This window comes from Candidatus Schekmanbacteria bacterium (genome assembly GCA_003695725.1).
Taxonomy (GTDB): domain Bacteria; phylum Schekmanbacteria; class GWA2-38-11; order GWA2-38-11; family J061; genus J061.
In genome coordinates this window covers 1-17,938 of sequence record RFHX01000167.1, presented here as the reverse complement: position 1 = coordinate 17,938, position 17,938 = coordinate 1, and the positions used below count along the sequence as shown (strand labels likewise).

At 37.3% G+C, this 17,938-nt stretch carries 17 protein-coding genes; 5 read left to right on the top strand and 12 right to left on the bottom strand.

All coding sequences use genetic code 11. The features are described 5' to 3' along the window. Both D6734_06760 and D6734_06755 read left to right on the top strand, forming a co-directional pair. Window positions 1–1,651: hypothetical protein (locus D6734_06760; GenBank protein ID RMF94922.1), on the top strand; the 1,651-nt coding region annotated here is incomplete at its 5' end. 110 nt (window positions 1,652–1,761) lie between these two features. Continuing rightward, entirely contained in the window at window positions 1,762–2,034 is a 273-nt protein-coding gene (locus D6734_06755; GenBank protein RMF94921.1) for a 30S ribosomal protein S20, read from the top strand. 10 nt (window positions 2,035–2,044) lie between these two features. Here the strand turns inward: D6734_06755 and D6734_06750 are convergent, their stop codons facing one another. The 4 genes from D6734_06750 to D6734_06735 all read right to left on the bottom strand — a co-directional run bounded on the left by D6734_06750 (window position 2,045) and on the right by D6734_06735 (window position 7,396). Next, entirely contained in the window at window positions 2,045–2,584 is a 540-nt protein-coding gene (locus tag D6734_06750; protein RMF94920.1) for a hypothetical protein, read from the bottom strand. A 1-nt stretch (window position 2,585) separates the two neighbouring features. Next, complete coding sequence (locus D6734_06745) at window positions 2,586–5,102, bottom strand: leucine--tRNA ligase (GenBank protein ID RMF94919.1); 2,517 nt, start codon at window positions 5,100–5,102, stop codon at window positions 2,586–2,588. Between the two features lie 120 nt (window positions 5,103–5,222). Then, complete coding sequence (locus D6734_06740) at window positions 5,223–5,921, bottom strand: acetyl-CoA synthetase (protein ID RMF94918.1); 699 nt, start codon at window positions 5,919–5,921, stop codon at window positions 5,223–5,225. Between the two features lie 71 nt (window positions 5,922–5,992). After that, window positions 5,993–7,396: an acetyl-CoA synthetase gene (locus D6734_06735; GenBank protein ID RMF94917.1), complete on the bottom strand. Its 1,404-nt coding sequence runs from the start codon at window positions 7,394–7,396 to the stop codon at window positions 5,993–5,995. A gap of 148 nt (window positions 7,397–7,544) precedes the next feature. On the opposite strand from D6734_06735, the gene D6734_06730 reads away from it, so the two are divergent. Continuing rightward, complete coding sequence (locus tag D6734_06730; GenBank protein RMF94916.1) at window positions 7,545–8,705, top strand: acyl-CoA dehydrogenase; 1,161 nt, start codon at window positions 7,545–7,547, stop codon at window positions 8,703–8,705. Between the two features lie 179 nt (window positions 8,706–8,884). Continuing rightward, window positions 8,885–9,571, top strand: coding sequence for a DNA repair protein RadC (radC, locus tag D6734_06725; protein RMF94915.1), 687 nt, complete (start codon window positions 8,885–8,887; stop codon window positions 9,569–9,571). Window positions 9,572–9,588: 17 nt separating this feature from the next. Here the strand turns inward: radC and D6734_06720 are convergent, their stop codons facing one another. From D6734_06720 to porD, 8 genes are all read right to left on the bottom strand, one after another. Further along, a complete protein-coding gene (locus D6734_06720) occupies window positions 9,589–10,569 on the bottom strand; it encodes a nucleoid-structuring protein H-NS (GenBank protein ID RMF94914.1) in 981 nt (326 codons plus the stop codon). Window positions 10,570–10,735: 166 nt separating this feature from the next. After that, on the bottom strand, window positions 10,736–12,052 hold the full coding sequence (locus D6734_06715; GenBank protein ID RMF94913.1) for an NAD(P)/FAD-dependent oxidoreductase: 1,317 nt from the start codon (window positions 12,050–12,052) through the stop codon (window positions 10,736–10,738). Between the two features lie 2 nt (window positions 12,053–12,054). Continuing rightward, complete coding sequence (locus tag D6734_06710; GenBank protein ID RMF94912.1) at window positions 12,055–12,324, bottom strand: 4Fe-4S dicluster domain-containing protein; 270 nt, start codon at window positions 12,322–12,324, stop codon at window positions 12,055–12,057. Between the two features lie 47 nt (window positions 12,325–12,371). After that, entirely contained in the window at window positions 12,372–13,133 is a 762-nt protein-coding gene (locus D6734_06705; GenBank protein RMF94911.1) for a 4Fe-4S dicluster domain-containing protein, read from the bottom strand. A gap of 6 nt (window positions 13,134–13,139) precedes the next feature. Further along, the gene (locus D6734_06700) at window positions 13,140–15,041 is read right to left on the bottom strand and encodes a 4Fe-4S dicluster domain-containing protein (GenBank protein RMF94923.1); all 1,902 of its coding nucleotides are present in this window, start codon (window positions 15,039–15,041) and stop codon (window positions 13,140–13,142) included. A 12-nt stretch (window positions 15,042–15,053) separates the two neighbouring features. Next, complete coding sequence (locus tag D6734_06695; GenBank protein RMF94910.1) at window positions 15,054–15,518, bottom strand: NAD(P)H-dependent oxidoreductase subunit E; 465 nt, start codon at window positions 15,516–15,518, stop codon at window positions 15,054–15,056. Window positions 15,519–15,521: 3 nt separating this feature from the next. Then, on the bottom strand, window positions 15,522–16,394 hold the full coding sequence (locus D6734_06690) for a hypothetical protein (GenBank protein RMF94909.1): 873 nt from the start codon (window positions 16,392–16,394) through the stop codon (window positions 15,522–15,524). A 16-nt stretch (window positions 16,395–16,410) separates the two neighbouring features. Then, window positions 16,411–16,689: a pyruvate synthase subunit PorD gene (gene porD / locus D6734_06685; protein RMF94908.1), complete on the bottom strand. Its 279-nt coding sequence runs from the start codon at window positions 16,687–16,689 to the stop codon at window positions 16,411–16,413. A gap of 204 nt (window positions 16,690–16,893) precedes the next feature. Here porD and D6734_06680 point away from each other — a divergent pair. After that, the coding region (locus tag D6734_06680; protein RMF94907.1) for a hypothetical protein at window positions 16,894–17,938 on the top strand (1,045 nt) is incomplete at its 3' end.

Here is a 17,938-nt window from a genome sequence, read left to right as displayed (position 1 = left end):
TGTTTCCACATCAATTCCTGTACAAGTAGCTACAGGAACTGTATGGAGCAAAGTATCAAGCGGATATAAACATACGATTGCGATAAAGGAAGATGGTACACTTTGGGGATGGGGGTGGAATTTCTTCGGACAGGTTGGAGATGGCACAAATGGCAAAGACACGCCTAATGATAAGAGTGATGATAGTATAACAACTACAACTCAAATCGATTCAAATAATAGCTGGCTAGAGGTATCAGGCGGAGCGTGGTTTTCAACTGCCTTGCAGAATAATGGGGCAATATATACATGGGGATACAATAATCATGGACAGTTGGGGAATAACACAAGCGGCGAAGGAACACGCGCGGATTCCCCTCAGCCAATAATAACGGATACTCATTTTACTAATGTCTATGCCGGCCATGCACAGGCAATTGCCATAAAGGATGATGGAACATTATGGGGGTGGGGATTCAACGGAAAGGGAAGTCTTGGAGACGGAACAACGGAAGATAAAACAACACCAACTCAATTAGGGACTGAATCAGATTGGCATTCAATATTTGTTGGATATGAACATACCCTTGCAATCAAGGAAGACGGAACGCTGTGGTTATGGGGCAGGAATGACTATGGGCAAATAGGCGATGGGACAAAAGAAAATAAAACTTCACCAATACAGATTGGCAATGATAAAGATTGGTATATCGTAAGAGGTGGTGGTATGCATTCACTTGCTATAAAGAGAGATGGCTCTCTTTGGGCGTGGGGACGCAATGACTATGGACAGCTCGGCGATGGAACAAATACTGATAGGATTACACCTGTTCAAATCGGCACTGATACAGATTGGCAGATGGTTGATGGTGGATTTTATTTTTCTATTGCGATGAAATCAAATGGGGAAGTTTGGGCATGGGGACACAATGACTATGGACAGCTCGGTGATGGAACATTTTCAGACAGCAATAAGCCTGTCAAAGCGGCAAATCTCGACCTTACAGACAATCAAGTTCCCATTGCTGATGCAGGCAGTGATTTGACAGTGAATGAAGGTGATACAGTGACATTAGATGGCTCAAATTCATCTGATCCGGACGGAACTATAGTTTCTTATGATTGGGTGCAAACATCAGGCAGTTCAGTAGTCATATCTGATACGACATCTTCTAAAATTTCTTTTACTGCGCCTTCAATTGATACAGATTCAGAAACATTAGCATTTATTCTTACGGTTAAAGATGATAAGGGATTTTTCAATTCTGATGCTGTAAATGTAACAGTGTCGAATGTCATTAGTAAAGCCGACCTTAAGATTACTTCATTAAAAATTCCTCGTAAGGTCAAACGGGGTAGGAAAGCAGTTTTCAAATGTATCGTGAAAAATGTAGGTTCTTTTGGCGCTAGTTCAACTGAATTGTCCTTCTATTTATCAAAGGATAATAGTTCACAAATTCTTTCAGAGGATATTTTATTAGGTACAAAAAAAGTAAAAAAAATGAAAAAAGGAAAAATTCGTGTCCTGAAGAAGAAATGGAAAATACCAAGGAAATTTAAAAAGGGCAGTTTCTATTTGAAGGCATATTGTGACAGCAAAGATTCAGTCGAGGAATCCAACGAAGACAATAATTTAAAAGTCTCGAAAAAAAGAATGAAAATCGTCAAATAATGCTTATGTGCAATTTTGATATTTCAGCAATAATGTTGCTTGACAAAGTTTAATATTATGCTATTAAACTTCCTCCTAAAAAGAGAGTTTTTTACATAAGGAGATGAGATTTGCCAAAGGATAAATCAACAGCAAAAAGGATTCGGCAAAACGAAAGAAATAGATTGAGAAATAAAGCTTACAAGAGCCGGATAAGGACAGAAGTGCGTAAGGTTATAGAATTTTGTAATGCAGGTGACAAAGAATCTGCTGAAAAAGCTCTAAAAACAGCTATTCCGGTTATTGATAAAGCTGTTACAAAAGGAATTTTGCATCGCAATACTGCATCCCGAAAAATTTCTCGTATTGCAAAAAGAGTTGCCAAATTAAACGCTCAACCATAATTGAGACAAATCAAAATCCTTCATAGAGTTCTGTAATTATTGCCGATGCTATTTTATTGCAAAGGAATTCTTCTGCTCTTTTTACTTCTCTTTTGCGGATTATAGAGTCTCTTGGCACTTTAAAATCATAAGAATCTGAATATTCTTCCTTTTTGAAGACAACTTCATTGGTTTTAGTATCTCGCACCATTATGTTGAGTGTCAAAGTTAGTCTATATTCAGTTATTTTATGTCTTTGGTCGATTGCCGCAGTAGAAAGTTTATAGTCTATTACCTTCCCTTCAATAATACTTCTTGCATTTTCTATTTTTTCTACTTTTGTTGCGCCATAATAATCCAATTTAGCTATAAATGCTTCTGTAGCTGGGACTTCAATTCCCATAACTTCGCATTCATTCTTGAATAGAGGCACTGCAACGCTTGTCAAACTTTTGCTTGCCTTTGAGCTTCCACCTCTTGAGATATGATAACATCCAGCAAAAATTGAGCCAACGATTAAAACAGCGAGAGCTGCTTTTATGGAAAGTTTGAATTTTAGATACGTTGTCATTCTATTTGCCTACAACGATATTTATCAATCTTTTTGGAACAATTATTGTTTTTATAATTTTTTTTGAATTTGTGTATTCTTTTACCTTGTCATTTTGGAATGCCAATTCCTTAATCTTTTCCTCATCAGCGTCAGCAGGCACATTGATTCTGCTTCTTACTTTACCATTTATTTGTATTACAAGCGTTATTTCTTCTTCTTCAAGCAGTGAAGAATCATAATTTGGCCAAGGGGTATTGAGTAAAGTTTCTTTTTCTCCCAATAATTGCCACAATTCTTCACAAACATGAGGAGCGATAGGCCAGTAAAGGTTTACCATCGTGAGGACTGCAAATTTAAAGGTATCCCTCAAAGTTTCATCTTCTTTTATTTCTTCATCCTTCAATGAGCTGATTTCATTTATCGCTTCCATAATTGAAGCTATAGCAGTGTTGAAATGGTACCTTTTTTGAATATCAGTTGTTACTTTATTTATTGTGCGATGAACTAAACGGAGAATTTTTTCAGCTTTTTTCGAAATTTTATTTTTATCGATTTGCTTAATTTCACTACTGCCGCATAGAGTATTTGTCCTTTCAACTAAACGCCAAAGACGGATAATGAATCTGCTTGCACCTTCTATCCCTTCGTCGCTCCATTCTAAATCTTTTTCAGGCGGGGCGGCAAAAAGACAGAATGTTCTAACGGTATCTGCTCCATATTTTTCCAAAAGCTCATCCGGGTCAACGACATTTCCTTTTGATTTTGACATTTTAGCCCCGTCTTTGATGACCATCCCTTGTGTAAGAAGACTTGTGAAAGGTTCGTCGGCATTTATCAATCCAAGGTCTCTCATCACCTTTGTGAAGAATCTTGCATATAGAAGGTGGAGGATTGCATGTTCGATCCCGCCTATATATTGGTCCACAGGCATCCAGTAGTCCATATCTTCCTTTTTAACGGGTAGTTCTTCATAACGTGGAGAACAAAAACGAGCAAAGTACCAAGATGAATCAACAAATGTATCCATTGTATCCGTTTCTCTCTTTGCATTTCCTCCACATTTCGGACATTTTGTTTCTAAGAATTCCTTTGAATCTTTTAGTGGCGAATCCCCTACGAATTTCAGTTTAAGGTCAAGGGGAAGAACAACAGGCAAATCTTTTTCCGGCACGGGAACTGTACCACATCTGTCGCAATAAATTATTGGGATAGGCGCACCCCAATATCTCTGTCTCGAAATTCCCCAATCTCTTAGTTTATAATTGACTGTTTTTTTACCTATACCTTTTTCTTCAAGATAATTGGCTATTTTTTCAAGAGCTTCATTGCTTTTCATTCCTGAAAATTCACCTGAGTTGATCAGAATCCCTTCATCAATAAATGCTTCTGTCATCTCTTCTGCTTTTATTTCATTATCTTTTGGAGTTATTACTACTTTAATTGGGATGTTGTATTTTTTTGCAAATTCAAAATCTCTTTGGTCATGGGCGGGCACTGCCATAATTGCACCGGTGCCGTATTCCATAAGAACAAAATTGGCGACATATATTGGCATTTCCCATCCTGTTACAGGATTTATACAATATTTGCCTGTAAATATGCCTTCTTTTTCCTTTGATTCTATATTTTGAGAGCTTCTTCTCTCAGCAATAATCGATTCAGAAAATTTTTTGACCTTTTCTTCTTCTTTGCTTTCTTTTATTAGTAAGGGAAGAATAGGATGCTCCGGCGCAATTGAAACAAAAGTAGCACCAAAGAGTGTATCTTGACGGGTTGTAAAGACTTTTATTGATTTGATTAAATCGCCTTTTTCATCTTTGATAGCTTCTTTCAGTGGAAATTCTATTTCCGTTCCATAGCTTTTCCCAATCCAGTTCCTTTGCATTATAAGAACTCTTTCCGGCCATCCTTCTTTTAATTTTTCGAGGTCATTGAGGAGCTCTTCTGCATAATCAGTTATTTTAAAGAACCACTGCATCATCTTTTTTTGTATAACTTCACTTTCACATCTCCAACATTTACCGCCTTCAACCTGCTCATTTGCAAGGACAGTATTGCAGGAATTACACCAATTAACAAAGGATTCTTTTTTATATGCAAGACCCTTTTCGTAGAATTTCAGAAAAAACCATTGGCACCACTTGTAATAATCGGGATGGCAAGTGGCAATTTCTCTTGTCCAGTCATAGCTCAATCCAAGTTTTTTGAGTTGATTGCGCATAAAATTGATATTGTCTATTGTCCATTTTGCAGGTTGAATCTTATTCTTTATGGCGGCGTTTTCTGCAGGCAGGCCAAAGGCATCCCATCCCATTGGATGAATGACATTATATCCCATTCTCATTTTTGAACGCGCTATAACATCTCCAATGGCATAATTTCGAACATGCCCCATATGAATTTTCCCTGAGGGATAAGGAAACATTTCCAAGACATAATATTTCTTTTTCTCTCTATCTATGTCTGCTTTGAAGGAATTTGTCTCTTCCCAAACCTTTTGCCATTTTGATTCAATTTTTTTATGATCGTATTCCATTGTCCTCATTACCTATAAAAAAAATATTTTTTTACATTTTACATTTTTAGACCTTTGAATACACGAAAAAAAGTCTTGAAAAAAAGCGGTAATCATTTTTTGAATGATGTGAAAAAGAAATTAAATGAAAATTCTTCCGTCTGCTACAACTGCCCGCTGGTCATTAACAAAAACTGGATTAAGGTCCATTTCTTTAACTTCAGGTATTTCATCCAAAGCTTTTGAGATTTTTGAAATGGTTTTACATAGGGCCTCTACATTAGCCGGTTTTCTGCCTCTATATCCAGTAAGCAATTTATATGCTTTCAATTCTTTCAGCATTTCCATCGCTTCATCTTCTTCTATTGGTGCTAATCTGTATGCTACATCTTTGAATATTTCAACAAATATACCTCCCATTCCTACCATCATCATATGGCCAAATTGTTTGTCATTTAGCACACCGATGATTACTTCCTCTCCTGAAACCATTTCTTGGACTGAAATTCCTTTCAACCCCTTCGATGAATATTTTTCATTATATCTATTCAGCATCTTATTGAATTCATCTTTTAGTTCATTTTCATTCTTTATTCCTACCTTCACTCCTCCTGAATCACTTTTATGAACAACTTCTGTTGATACGATTTTCAAAACAAGTGGATATCCAATACTGCTGGCTGCTTGAAGTGCTTCGTCGGTAGTTTTACAAATTACTTCTTTTGTTACATCGATTTCATAACCTTTTAGAATTTCTTTGACTTCATATTCCAAAACATAGGAGCGGTTTTCCTCTCTCGCTCCAGAAAAAATCCTTTTTGCTTTTTCTTCACCTCTCATTATTTCATCTTCCTCTATTTTTTTCTTTTTAACAATAACTCTCTTTGAATATTTTTAATTCTACGGATATATCAATTTTTCAGCTTTTCCAAATACGATGCGTATTCCCTAACAAGCGCAGAAGTGCGTGCTATTCTTCCTGTCCATTCATAACAGGGTATTTTTGCATTTTCGAAAATTTGTTTGTTCTGAATAGAGTCTTTTAAACTAATCCAGCAGATATAGACCGGTTTTTTTGCTTCATATTTATTCTGACATTCGAGTATTGAATCTCTGACGGATTCAAGAAGGTCAGTCATTCTCGTTGCCCTGAGGACGATGATTGGTACGATTATATCAACCTTATTGCTTTCATAAAAAGCTTCAATAGTTTTTTTCATTACCTCACTAAACTGTCCCCATATAGGTGTCATATCAACAGGATTTCTTGCGCTCGCAAAAGGAGGGATGAGGGCTTTAATTCTTTCCTGAATTTCAGGCTCCAATTCAGGTACTTCAAGCCCTGATTCTTCGGCAAGGTCTGTAAGTTCAACTCCAAGCCCGCCGGAGGCAGTAATAATGCCTAATTTATTTCCTCTTGGCAGTGGCTGCCAATCGACGGCTTTGACTACATCTATCAGCTCCTGTGCATTGCGTGTTTGGATTAAGCCGGCTTGCTTAAAGGCCGTATCAAATGCCACAGTATTGCCTGCTATCGCTGCTGTATGTGATGATGCAGCTCTTGCAGCGCCTTCTGTCCTTCCTACTTTGCATACAACAATCGGTTTTTTTGAAGACACTTTTTTTGCTGATTCATAAAATTTTCGTCCTTCTTTGATTGATTCAAGGAATAGGCATATGACATTTGTTTCAGGATCATTGCCGAAATAGTCAATAACTTCATAGTCATCGAGGTCGCTCTTATTTCCGCATACCATAAATTTGGAAAATTTCAGGCCTTCATCCATCCCCTGAATATAGATTACCTCTCCGCCGCCGCCGCTTTGGGTTAGAAATGAAATTGTCCCCGGCTCTTTTGACGCTTCAAAGGAAAATGTAGCATTGAGAGATGCATTGCAGTTTCTAATTCCAAAACAGTTTGGTCCAACTATACGCATTCCTGCTTTCCTTGCAATAGAAAGCATCTCTTCTTCGAGTTTTTTGCCTTCTTCACCTGTTTCACTAAATCCTGCGCTAGTTACGACAGCAACTTTGACCTTTTTTTCAGCACATTCTTTAATGACATCCACGACGAATTTGGAAGCTATAACGAGAACAGCCAAATCTATTTCTTCATCGATTTCTGAAACGGATTTGTAGCATTTTGTTCCCAATACTTCCTCTTCTTTAGGATTTACCGGGAATATCTTTCCCTTATATTCGAGCAGATTTTTTAGATAAAAATATCCGATTTTGCCTTCTTTTCCAGAGGCTCCTACAAGCGCAATCGATTTGGGATTGAAAAGATAATCTAAAAAATGGGATTTCGTCGTCATTTGAGCTCCTCATATCTTACTTTTCAGCTTGACAAATTAAAGTATCATTTTATAAAAAGATTTCTTCATATAAAAGTAAGTTATTGATTTGTCAAGATATAAAAAAGCGTTTCAACCTTTAATAATTTAAACGATGTGGGGGTAAATGATGAGTGAGATTGCATTAAAATTTGAATTAGACGAAGAACAGAAATCGATACTTCAAACGGTAAAAAAGATATGCAAGGACCTGATAATTCCAAGGGCAGAAGAGATTGATAAAAAAGGAGAATATCCTTGGGATATAAAGGAAGTATTTGCCAATGAGGGAATTCTCGCTTTGCCAATACCTGTTGAATATGATGGCATAGGAGCGGACCTTTTAACAGTTTGTATGGTAATAGAGGAGATTGCCAAAGCAGATATGTCCTGCGCAATGATTCTTGCAACCAACTGTCTCTGTCTTTTTCCTATGTTTCATATGGCAAATGAGGAACAAAAGAGGCAATTTTTCCCGAAGCTTGCTTCCGGTGAAATTCTTGGCGCTGTAGCAATGAGCGAGCCAGAAGCCGGGTCAGACCTTGCAAATCTAAAAGCCCGGGCAGTAAAAGATGGAGATGATTATATAATCACTGGCGAAAAAAGATGGATTACAAATGCAGGTGTTGCTGATATTTATTCTTTTTTTGCAAGAACTTCAGACCATGAGAAGAAATATAAAGGAATAAGCACATTCATAGTGGAAAAGGATAAACCGGGTTTCTCATTGGGAAGAAAGGAGGATAAATTAGGTGCTAGAGGTTCAGTAACAGGTGATATCGTGCTTGACGGTTATAGATGTCCTAAAAGTATGATGATGGGGCCTGAAGGAGAAGGTTTCATTGCGGCTATGAAAAGTTTGAATATGGAAAGGCCTGTGGCTGCTTCTTTGGCTCTTGGTGTTGCAGAGGGAGCGCTTGATTATGCCATCGAGTATTCAAAGCAAAGAGTACAATTTGGCAAGCCCATATCGGCTTTTCAAGCTATTCAGTTTAAGATAGCGGATATGAAAACGCAAGTCGAGGCGGCAAGACTTCTGCTTTATACTGCCTGTATAAAAGCACAACATCAAACGCCGGATTCAACAATGTATTCTTCTATGGCAAAAGCGTTTGTAACAGATACGGCAATGAAGGTAACTACTGAAGCTGTACAGATTTTAGGCGGTTATGGCTGTACAAGAGAATATCCGGTAGAAAGAATGTTTCGTGATGCAAAGATAACGCAGATTTTTGCCGGCACTAATGAAGTGCAGAGAATTGTCATCTCGAGAGAAGCCTTAAAGGATTAACAGATTTTTAAGTTTATTTCTTTTTTTATTCTTATCCTCCATTCTCTTTTTGAATGGAGGATTTTTTTTATAAAAAGGTCTTTAAAAAAGAATAAATTATATTGACAATTTTTGGTAATTTTTGCTTTTTATATATTTCAATATGTAATTAGATTTCTTGTTTTTCTTTCAACTTTAATATGAAAAATTTTGAAGGACATAGAAAAAGAATAAAGGAAAAATATCTATTAGCCGGCATTGACGGCTGGCATGAATATGAAATTCTTGAATTGCTTCTTACATTTTCAATACCGCGAAAAGATACCAAGGCAATTGCAAAATCATTGATAAAAAAATTCGGTTCAATCAATAATGTGTTGGATGCAGATATTAATGATATTCTTTCTGTGGAGGGAGTAGGAAAGAATAGTGCAGTTTTGTTCAAATTGGTCAAAGATTTGCAAAAAATCTATCTTTCGAAAAGGCTTGACTCTCGCACCCTTATTACATCTCCTTCGGCTGCTTGCGATTACCTGATGTCTCTGCTCAAAGGTGAAAAGAATGAAAAGATTGTAGTTCTTTATTTGAACAAAGGCAATAAACCGTTAAAATTTGAAGTGATGCAGGAAGGTACTGTTGACAGAGCACCCTTGTATCCAAGAAAGGTAGTTGAGAGGGCGCTAAAGTATAATGCAAGCGCTATAATTATTGCCCACAACCATCCCGGCGGTACACTTTATGCATCAGAGCAAGACAAAGAAATCACAAGAATATTGAAAGATGCTGTGAGCACCTTTGATATCAAGCTCCTTGACCACATAATTATTGGCGACGGAAATGGCGCTGACAAAAAGTATTTCAGCTTCAAGGAAGAAGGACTATTATGATAATATTGCCTTTTGATTTATTTATCTTCGCCTAATGAATCATAGAACGCCACGATATCTTGGCGTTTCTCATCCATAAAAGCAATTGCTGTGCGAGGATGCATATTCATTTGCCCTGTAAGCATATATGGAATGTCGAATCCCCATTCTACCTTTTTTCTCAGAGGAATGATATAATCCTGCAGACATTGTAATACCGGGCGAAGTTTGAATTTTGGATTTTTAAGAAAGCCAAGAAGAAGCTCTGTTGGGCAGTTTCCTGCACCTCTGCCTAAACCGCCCATTGTTGAATCGAGATATGATGCACCAAGAATCAAGGACTCTATTGTGTTGGCATAGGCAAGCTGTTGATTGTTATGAGCATGGATTCCAATTATTTTGCCATATTTTTCTGCGGCTTTACGATATTTGCGGGTTAAATACTGAACCTCTTCTGAATAGAGCGAGCCGAAACTATCGACAAGATAAATTACATCTACATCTGTCTGGCAAAGAATATCGAGCCCTTCATCAAGTTCATGTTCATGTATTACAGAGACAGCCATTAGATTTACTGTTGTTTCATAACCTTTATTATGGGCATCTTGAATCATTTCAACTGCTGTTGGGATTTGATGAATGTAAGTTGCAACTCTTATCATATCAATAACGCTTTCCTCTTTCGGCAATATGTCTGTTTCGTAGTCTGTGCGTCCCACATCAGCCATAACACTTATTTTCAAATCAGTCGGATTATCGCCCACAATACGCCGAATGTCTTCTTCATCGCAAAATTTCCATGGTCCATATTCATCAGGAGAAAAAATCTTTTTTGAAGCTTTATAGCCAAACTCCATATAGTCGATTCCTGCTTCTACACAGGCATTATAGACGCCTCTGACAAAGTCGTCTTCAAAGTAGGAATTTGTCATCAGCCCGCCATCTCTAATTGTGCAGTCAAGCACTTTGATGTCAGGACGATATGTTAACCAAGAACCTTTTTTATCCTTCTTAGTCATCTTGCAATTTCTCCTATCATAGAATTCTCATTTGCGCTTCAACAATTAAAAGATTTTTAATATATTTTATTGTTCTTAGACATATCACAATCAAAAGTAAAATCAATCTAAAATATATATCAAAGGAAATTCTTAAAATTTGCGCTTTATAGAGTAAAATAAATGCTTATTTGATAACTTCTTCTACTTTTGCTTTACCATAATAGTTTAGAAGTTTTTCAGCTAAGGCAGGCCGCTCCTTTTTAATCCTGTCAATTTTTGACATCAATGCTTTTTTCATTACCTCAGGCGCAGTGTTTTCGCTGACATAACCTTCATAAACCTCATTGTCTGTTAAAGAAAATAGGTAATCGAGTTCGTCATTATCGAGAATTCCAATAGCATAACCTTTCAGAGCTTTTTCAATTTCTCCGGGCCAACAATATTCAAAGGTATCATACCAGAATTTTGAATATTCATCATAGCCGCATCCTGTTTGCTGATGTTTTGCCACAACCTTTGCCGCTTTATAGCCGTACATCATAGCCCCTTGGCAATAGGTTTCAATGAATGCTGCCGAATCACCAACTGCAACGATGTTTCCTTCCACAGGTGGAACAAGACAGGAGTAAAAATTTAATGTTGCCGCCGCAGTATGGACTACTTCTGCGCCTTCAAACCAATGTTTGAAAGGACCATGCTTCATAAAGTAATCGAGACGCCTTTTTGTTGAGCCTCCTATTGTGGATGCAAACATCAAATCAACAACCGGTTCATCTCCCGGTTTAGCGTCTTTCAAGTGTTTAAACAAAAGATAAATCTGGCCTCCACCTTCCGGTGTATGGCCTTTACCGATAAATGTAATCCATGACGGCTCAAAGGGGATTTTTGTATTATGAAGAAAATAGGAGGCAACATGAAATGTTACATAGAATTTTCTTTTTTTGAACATTTCAAGCCCCATTACAATTTGAGAATTCACTCCATCTGCGGCTATCACAGTTTTTGCCAATAAGGTATTGATTTTTCGTGAACGGCACCCTCTGACAAAAACTTTTACTTCTTTCTTATTTATATTTTCTGCGCGAAGTACAAATGTTTCGGGCAGAAAATCAACGCCATTCTTCAAGCATTTTTCCATTAAGCCTTCAAGAAGAACTTCCTTGTTATATGAAATTGAAACTCCTTCATCATTGGCAATTACAAGTTTCTTACCTCCGGGCGTAATCCTTATCGATTTTGAATGTTTTACCCACATACCTTTGTACTCAACTTCAAGACCTAATTTTTCATAGCGAATATTGTTGTTTACTATCTTACAGGTATCGCCGTGAGTATTCGGCTCATTTATGAGCATAGTACAGCAGGAGCGGTCTATTTTGGGTATATCTCGCTTCATATCTATTACTAAAACAGAAAGCCCTTCCTCTGCAGCAGTTTTAGCCGCCATCAATCCCGCAGGGCCTGCGCCTGCTATTATTAAATCATATTTGCTTCTACTCATTGTTAGTTGTCTTTCTCAGGTTCAAAATCTATATCTATGTCGAAAAAATTCTCTTCTTCGAATGGATTACTCTCAAAATTCATAAGCACTACTTCAGGGAATCTGCAATCACTCGATATGGCATCTACTCCACATACCGCCCTGCAAGTGCCGCACTCGATGCAGGACAATTGGTCAATATAGGATTTATTGTCAATAAAACGGATTGCAAGTCGTGGGCATTGATTTACACAGCCGCCGCAACCTACACAAATTTTTCTATCAACCTTCATTCGTCTTTCATACACTCCTGTTAAATATTAAAAAATTTCCACTTTGATTATTCTCTGCACATAAAACAGATTTCTAACACCTCTTTTTTTGTTTTTACATTGGCTTTTATAAAATCGATAACTGCGGATGGTCCTATATTTCTTCCGCATTTTTTACATTTCACCATTTCAAATGCAGTCTTCCAATTTTCAATAACTCTTGCAGGCCCCTTTATTTCATAGTCTTTATCAATAACAGCTTCTTTACCCTCTTCAATATCGTGCATCTTTACTGCGCCTGTTGGACAAATATAAAAGCAGGTGCCACAACCTATGCAGGATGAGGATTTTTTGAAGTAAGGAGTAGAAACCTTTTTCCCATATCCTCTGCCTGCGTAATCAATCGCAGAAACTCCAACTATTTCACGACAAGCCCTTATACAAAGGCCGCATAAGATACAAGGTTCATTTTTTGTTTTGAAACGGGAATTTATTTTTACACCCATTTTCCTTGCAATTTCTTTTATAACAGGCACATCTTTTCCATCGATTAAAAGCAATTGGATAATAAGTTTCCTTGCAGAAATTACTTTTTTACTTTCTGTTTCAACAGATAACCCCTTTTCTGCTTTATACATACATGAAGATACAAGTTTACCTGAATTGCCATTTTTTATTTCAACTACACAGAGACGGCATCCCCCATATGGCTTCAATGCTTCGTGATAACAAAGGGTAGGGATATTAAAACCCTCCCTTCTGGCGCATTGCAGGATTGTTTCACCTTTTTTTATTTCTACTTCTTTCCCATTTATTTTCATCGTTTCCATTCTATATTACCTTATTATAACAGCATCGACAGGACAAACATCTTTACAGGCGCGGCACTTTATGCATTTATCCTCTATGATTGCATATTTCCACCCCATTGCACCTGAAATTGCATCGACAGGACATGCTTTTTTACATTTGTTGCAGCTTATACATTTTTTTGTATCAATTGAAAGCGTTATAAGATTAGCGCATATGCCTGCAGGGCATTTCTTTCTGTTTATATGAGATTCATATTCGTCTCTGAAATACTTGATTGTGGAAAGCAGTGGATTTGGCGCTGTTGCACCAAAATTGCAAAAGGAACTTTCTTTGATATTTTCTGCCAGACCTTTGAGCAATTCTATATCACCTCTTTTGCCTTTCCCATTTGTTATATCTTCCAATATTTCCCGCATTTTTCTTATACCAACTCTGCAAGGTACACATTTCCCGCAAGATTCGTCTTCAAGAAAGGCAAGGAAATATTTTGCAACATCTACCATACAGGTTTCGCTGCCCATTACAACCATTCCACCAGAGCCCATTATTGAGCCGGCTTCATATAAAGCAGTATAATCAACGGGAAGATTGAAGAGCTTCTCTGGGATACATCCACCGGAGGGACCTCCTGTTTGAACCGCTTTTGCTCTTTCACCTTTTTTTACGCCTCCTCCAATCTTGTAGATGATATCCCTTAATTTCGTTCCCATTGGCACTTCAACAAGTCCCACATTTTTGACATCACCAACAAGAGAAAATACCTTTGTCCCAGGACATTCTTTTGTTCCTATTGAAGAGAACCATTTTGCACCATTGGAAAGGATTACAGGTATATTGGAGAGAGTTTCTACATTGTTGATTACAGTGGGCTTCCCAAAGAGTCCTTCTACAGCAGGATATGGGGGACGTCCCTGCGGCTCTCCCCATGAACCTTCAATTGATTTTATAAGAGCTGTTTCTTCTCCGCATACGAATGCACCTGCGCCCTGATATATTTCGATATTGAAAGAAAAGTTTTTTCCCATTATCGATTTCCCCAAGAGTCCTGCTTTTTTTGCATCACTGATAGCTTTTACGATTCTCAGGCATGCAAGGGGATATTCAGAACGAACATATATATATCCTTTCTTTGCTCCTATGGCATAGCCGGCTATTATCATCCCTTCTATTACTGAATGAGGGTCTCCTTCAAGGATTGCCCTGTCCATATATGCACCGGGGTCTCCTTCGTCGGCATTGCGAACAATGTACTTTATCCTGCTCTTCTGGTCTCTTGCAATTTTCCATTTTCTTCCTGTTGGGAAACCGGCGCCTCCGCGTCCTCTAAGCCCTGATTTTTCAATTTCTTCTATTATTTTTTCTGGATTTTTTTGCTGAAGAACATATAAGAGTGAGTAATAGCCGCCTCGGGCTATATATTCTCCAATGTTTTCAGGATTTATGATGCCGCAATTTCGAGTTGCTATTTTGAGTTGATTTGACTGGAATTTAGGGACCTTATCTTTTATTTTTCTTATTCCTTTTTTTGTGATTTTTATCCTTTCCTTTGAAGCAATAGATTCATCTTCAGTTGTAACCATAACTGCTTTGGGGGGAATCTCTCCTTTCTGCAAATGTTCAATTATCTTTTCTGCCGATTCTTCTTTTACATTGTTGAAAAAGAATTTTCCTTTACCGGGTATTTGAACTTCCACAAATGGTTCATTGTGGCACATCCCGATACATCCAGTATGTGAGAGCAGAAATTTACTATTTCCCCCTATTTTTTTATTTAAGAAATCGTAAATAGCCGATGCGCCAGCCGCTAAGCCGCAGGAGGCAAGACCAACAGTAATTTTGGTTTTTTTTGGATATAATGATTGAAGACCTGATTTTTTGTAGTGGTCAAGGTCTCTTTTGCCTCTTATTTTGAGCTTTATTTTCATTTGCGTCATATATTAATTTCCTTCTTTTTCAAGAAGTGCTTTTATTTTATCTGCGGTAAGATTGCCGTAAATTTTCCCGTTTATGCTTACCACTGGTGCAAGAGAGCAGCATCCAAGGCATCTTACTCGCGACAAAGTAAATTTGAGGTCATCTGTTGTGCCTTCACCATCTAATTTCAATTCGCTTGCAAATCTTTTTAGAAGGTTTTCTGAATTTCTTACATAGCAAGCAGTTCCGACGCAAACATTGATTAATTTTTTTCCCTTTGGCTCAACACTGAATGCTTTGTAAAAGGTAGCAATAGAAAAAATGTTCGAAAGAGGGATTCTTGTTGATTGCGACAGAACTTCAAGACATTCTTCGGGCAGATAATTATATTCATTTTGGATATCATGGAGAATGTGAATAACGGAATTTTTTGGATTCCTGTATTTTTTTAGAGTGTCTTTTACAAATTTTTTCATATGGTTTTTCATAAACTATTTGATTTTTGACATAACAAAATTCGATTCTTTTTCAATGCACTCAAAAAGCATATCTATAAAACCTTTGGGCATATATCTGTATCTTTTCTGGAAGTTTATATATTGGTTGAGTCTCTCTTTGTCTTGATACAATTTCTCCACATATAGCTTTTTGTTTTTATATTCCCATAACTGATGAAATCCGGATTCAACAGCAAGTATTCCGGCTTTTATGGTTTCTGAAGATGGAAAGATCCAGCCCGTTGGACAGGGAGAGTGAATATGCAGAAGAGATGTACCCTTCACATTCAAAGCATTTTTGATTTTATCGATCAAATCGAAAGGATATGATGCAGAAGCTGAAGCGGCATATGATAGAGTGAATTTCTCTATTGTGTGAAAAAAGTTTTTGTTTTCAAATGTAAATAACAATTCTTTTATGCCGGGAAATTCTTGATGATAATCAACTCCGAAAGGAAGAGGGCGATATGCATTGACTATCTCATCCATATAGGGCTCATTATCATAGATCAAAAGAAGAAGGTTTTTGTCCTTTTCAACTATAGAATGAAGAGAAACGAGATTTTTAGAAAAAACAGAAAAATCGATAGCGATTATCGGTTTTTGTATTTTGTCTTTTTTGTCAATTGATTCTAAGAGAAGTTCAACAATTGATGAAAAAGATGATTCATTCCAATTGAATCCAGAGGATACAAGTCTGTTCAGAGAAGAATTTTTGTTGAGGCTAAAAGGTGTTGCTTCTTTAATTGCTTTTGCGGCAATTCTCAGTGCAAGCGCTTTGCCGCATCCCTTGCAGGAGCGTCTGCCGGATACAAAATTTTCTTCCTTTGGTAAAATCTTTGGAACAAATACTGAATATTTTTCCATTTTTCTTATAAAATTTTTATTTATAAAGAGGATGTCGTGGAACCATTTTCTCTTTTTCCATTGAAATACATCCTGTTACACACTGCTTTTCGCACATTCCACACCCTTTGCAGAGTGTTAAATCGGCTTCAAAATATCCATCGTCTGTTTCCTTGATTGCGCTGTCAGGACAATAAAGATAGCAAACCCCGCACTTTATACACTTATCTTTGTTGACCTTCGGAGTCTCAAAGCGCCAATCGGTGTTGCTTTGAAAATATAAAGCAATAGGAATCTTTTCAATTTTCTTTTTCATATTTTTTAAACCGAGTAGTTCCTCGAAAATTTCTTGAACTTTTATTATTAGATGAGTTTTTTTTCAAGAAGAAAATAAGAGAATGGAAAGATTTTTAATGAAAAATAAGGAAGTTTTTCTTGTTAAAAGCAGTAATTATTTATAAGCACTTAAAATAGCTGAATTTATGAGCCTATGGAAAAAAATTCTAATTAAGGAGAAATTATGCTCAACTTCAAAAAGTTGTCATCAATTGCAGTAATAGCAGGATTAATTATAGCGCTCTTTGCGGCACTCTACATTTATAAACCTTCAGGCGTGCCCGGGGTGCCGGAGGAGTTTCTGGCAAAAAACGGTGTTGAATCAACTTCCGGCAGTGCCGTTGACGCCAAATTATTGAATATTGGGATACCCTTCATCGAAAACTGCGGGCAGTTGAGCGATGAGATAAAATTCTATGCCAACACCTTTGCCGGAAATTTTTATCTAAAAGATGATGGCGCGATGATTTACAGTATTGTAAAGGGTGATGAAGGTGAAGTAGGCGTTGAGAAGGAAAAAGATGGAAAGATTTCAAAAAACAAAAGAACGAAATCGGTTGTCTTTGAAGAGAGGTTGGTTGGAAGCAAAGATGTAAAGGTTGAAGGAAAATATAAGACCGGCACAAAGGTAAATTATTTTAAGGGAAAGAAAGACAACTGGAAAACCAACATTTCAACATATGAGAGTGCAAGCTTAGGAGAGGTTTATGAGGGAATAACACTTTCATTAAATGCCTATGGGAAAAATGTTGAAAAGGTATTTACAGTATCACCAGAAGGCAATCCTTCGGATATAAAACTCAAAGTCGAAGGCGCAAAGGGGTTGAAGGTAAACGACAGGGGCGAGCTTGAAGTTAAAACGGAAATTGCATCTGTAGCTTTCAGCAAACCCTATATCTATCAGGATATTGACGGTGAGAGGGTTGAAATTGAAGGCGGATTCAAGGTTGAAGAATCAGACGGCGTCTATTCATACGGTTTCAATATTGCTTCCTATGACAAAGGGCACGACCTTGTAATAGACCCAAGTCTTCTCTACTCCACATATATCGGCGGAAGCGGAGGGGATACGGCATTTTCCGTTGCCGTTGATTCATCGGGCAATGCCTATGTCGTTGGGAATGCCGGCTCATCAGACTTTCCCGTTAAAAACGCTTTGGATTCAACGCTTTCAGACAGTCAGGATGTTTTTATTACAAAGATAAATTCCACGGGAAGCTCTGTTGTTT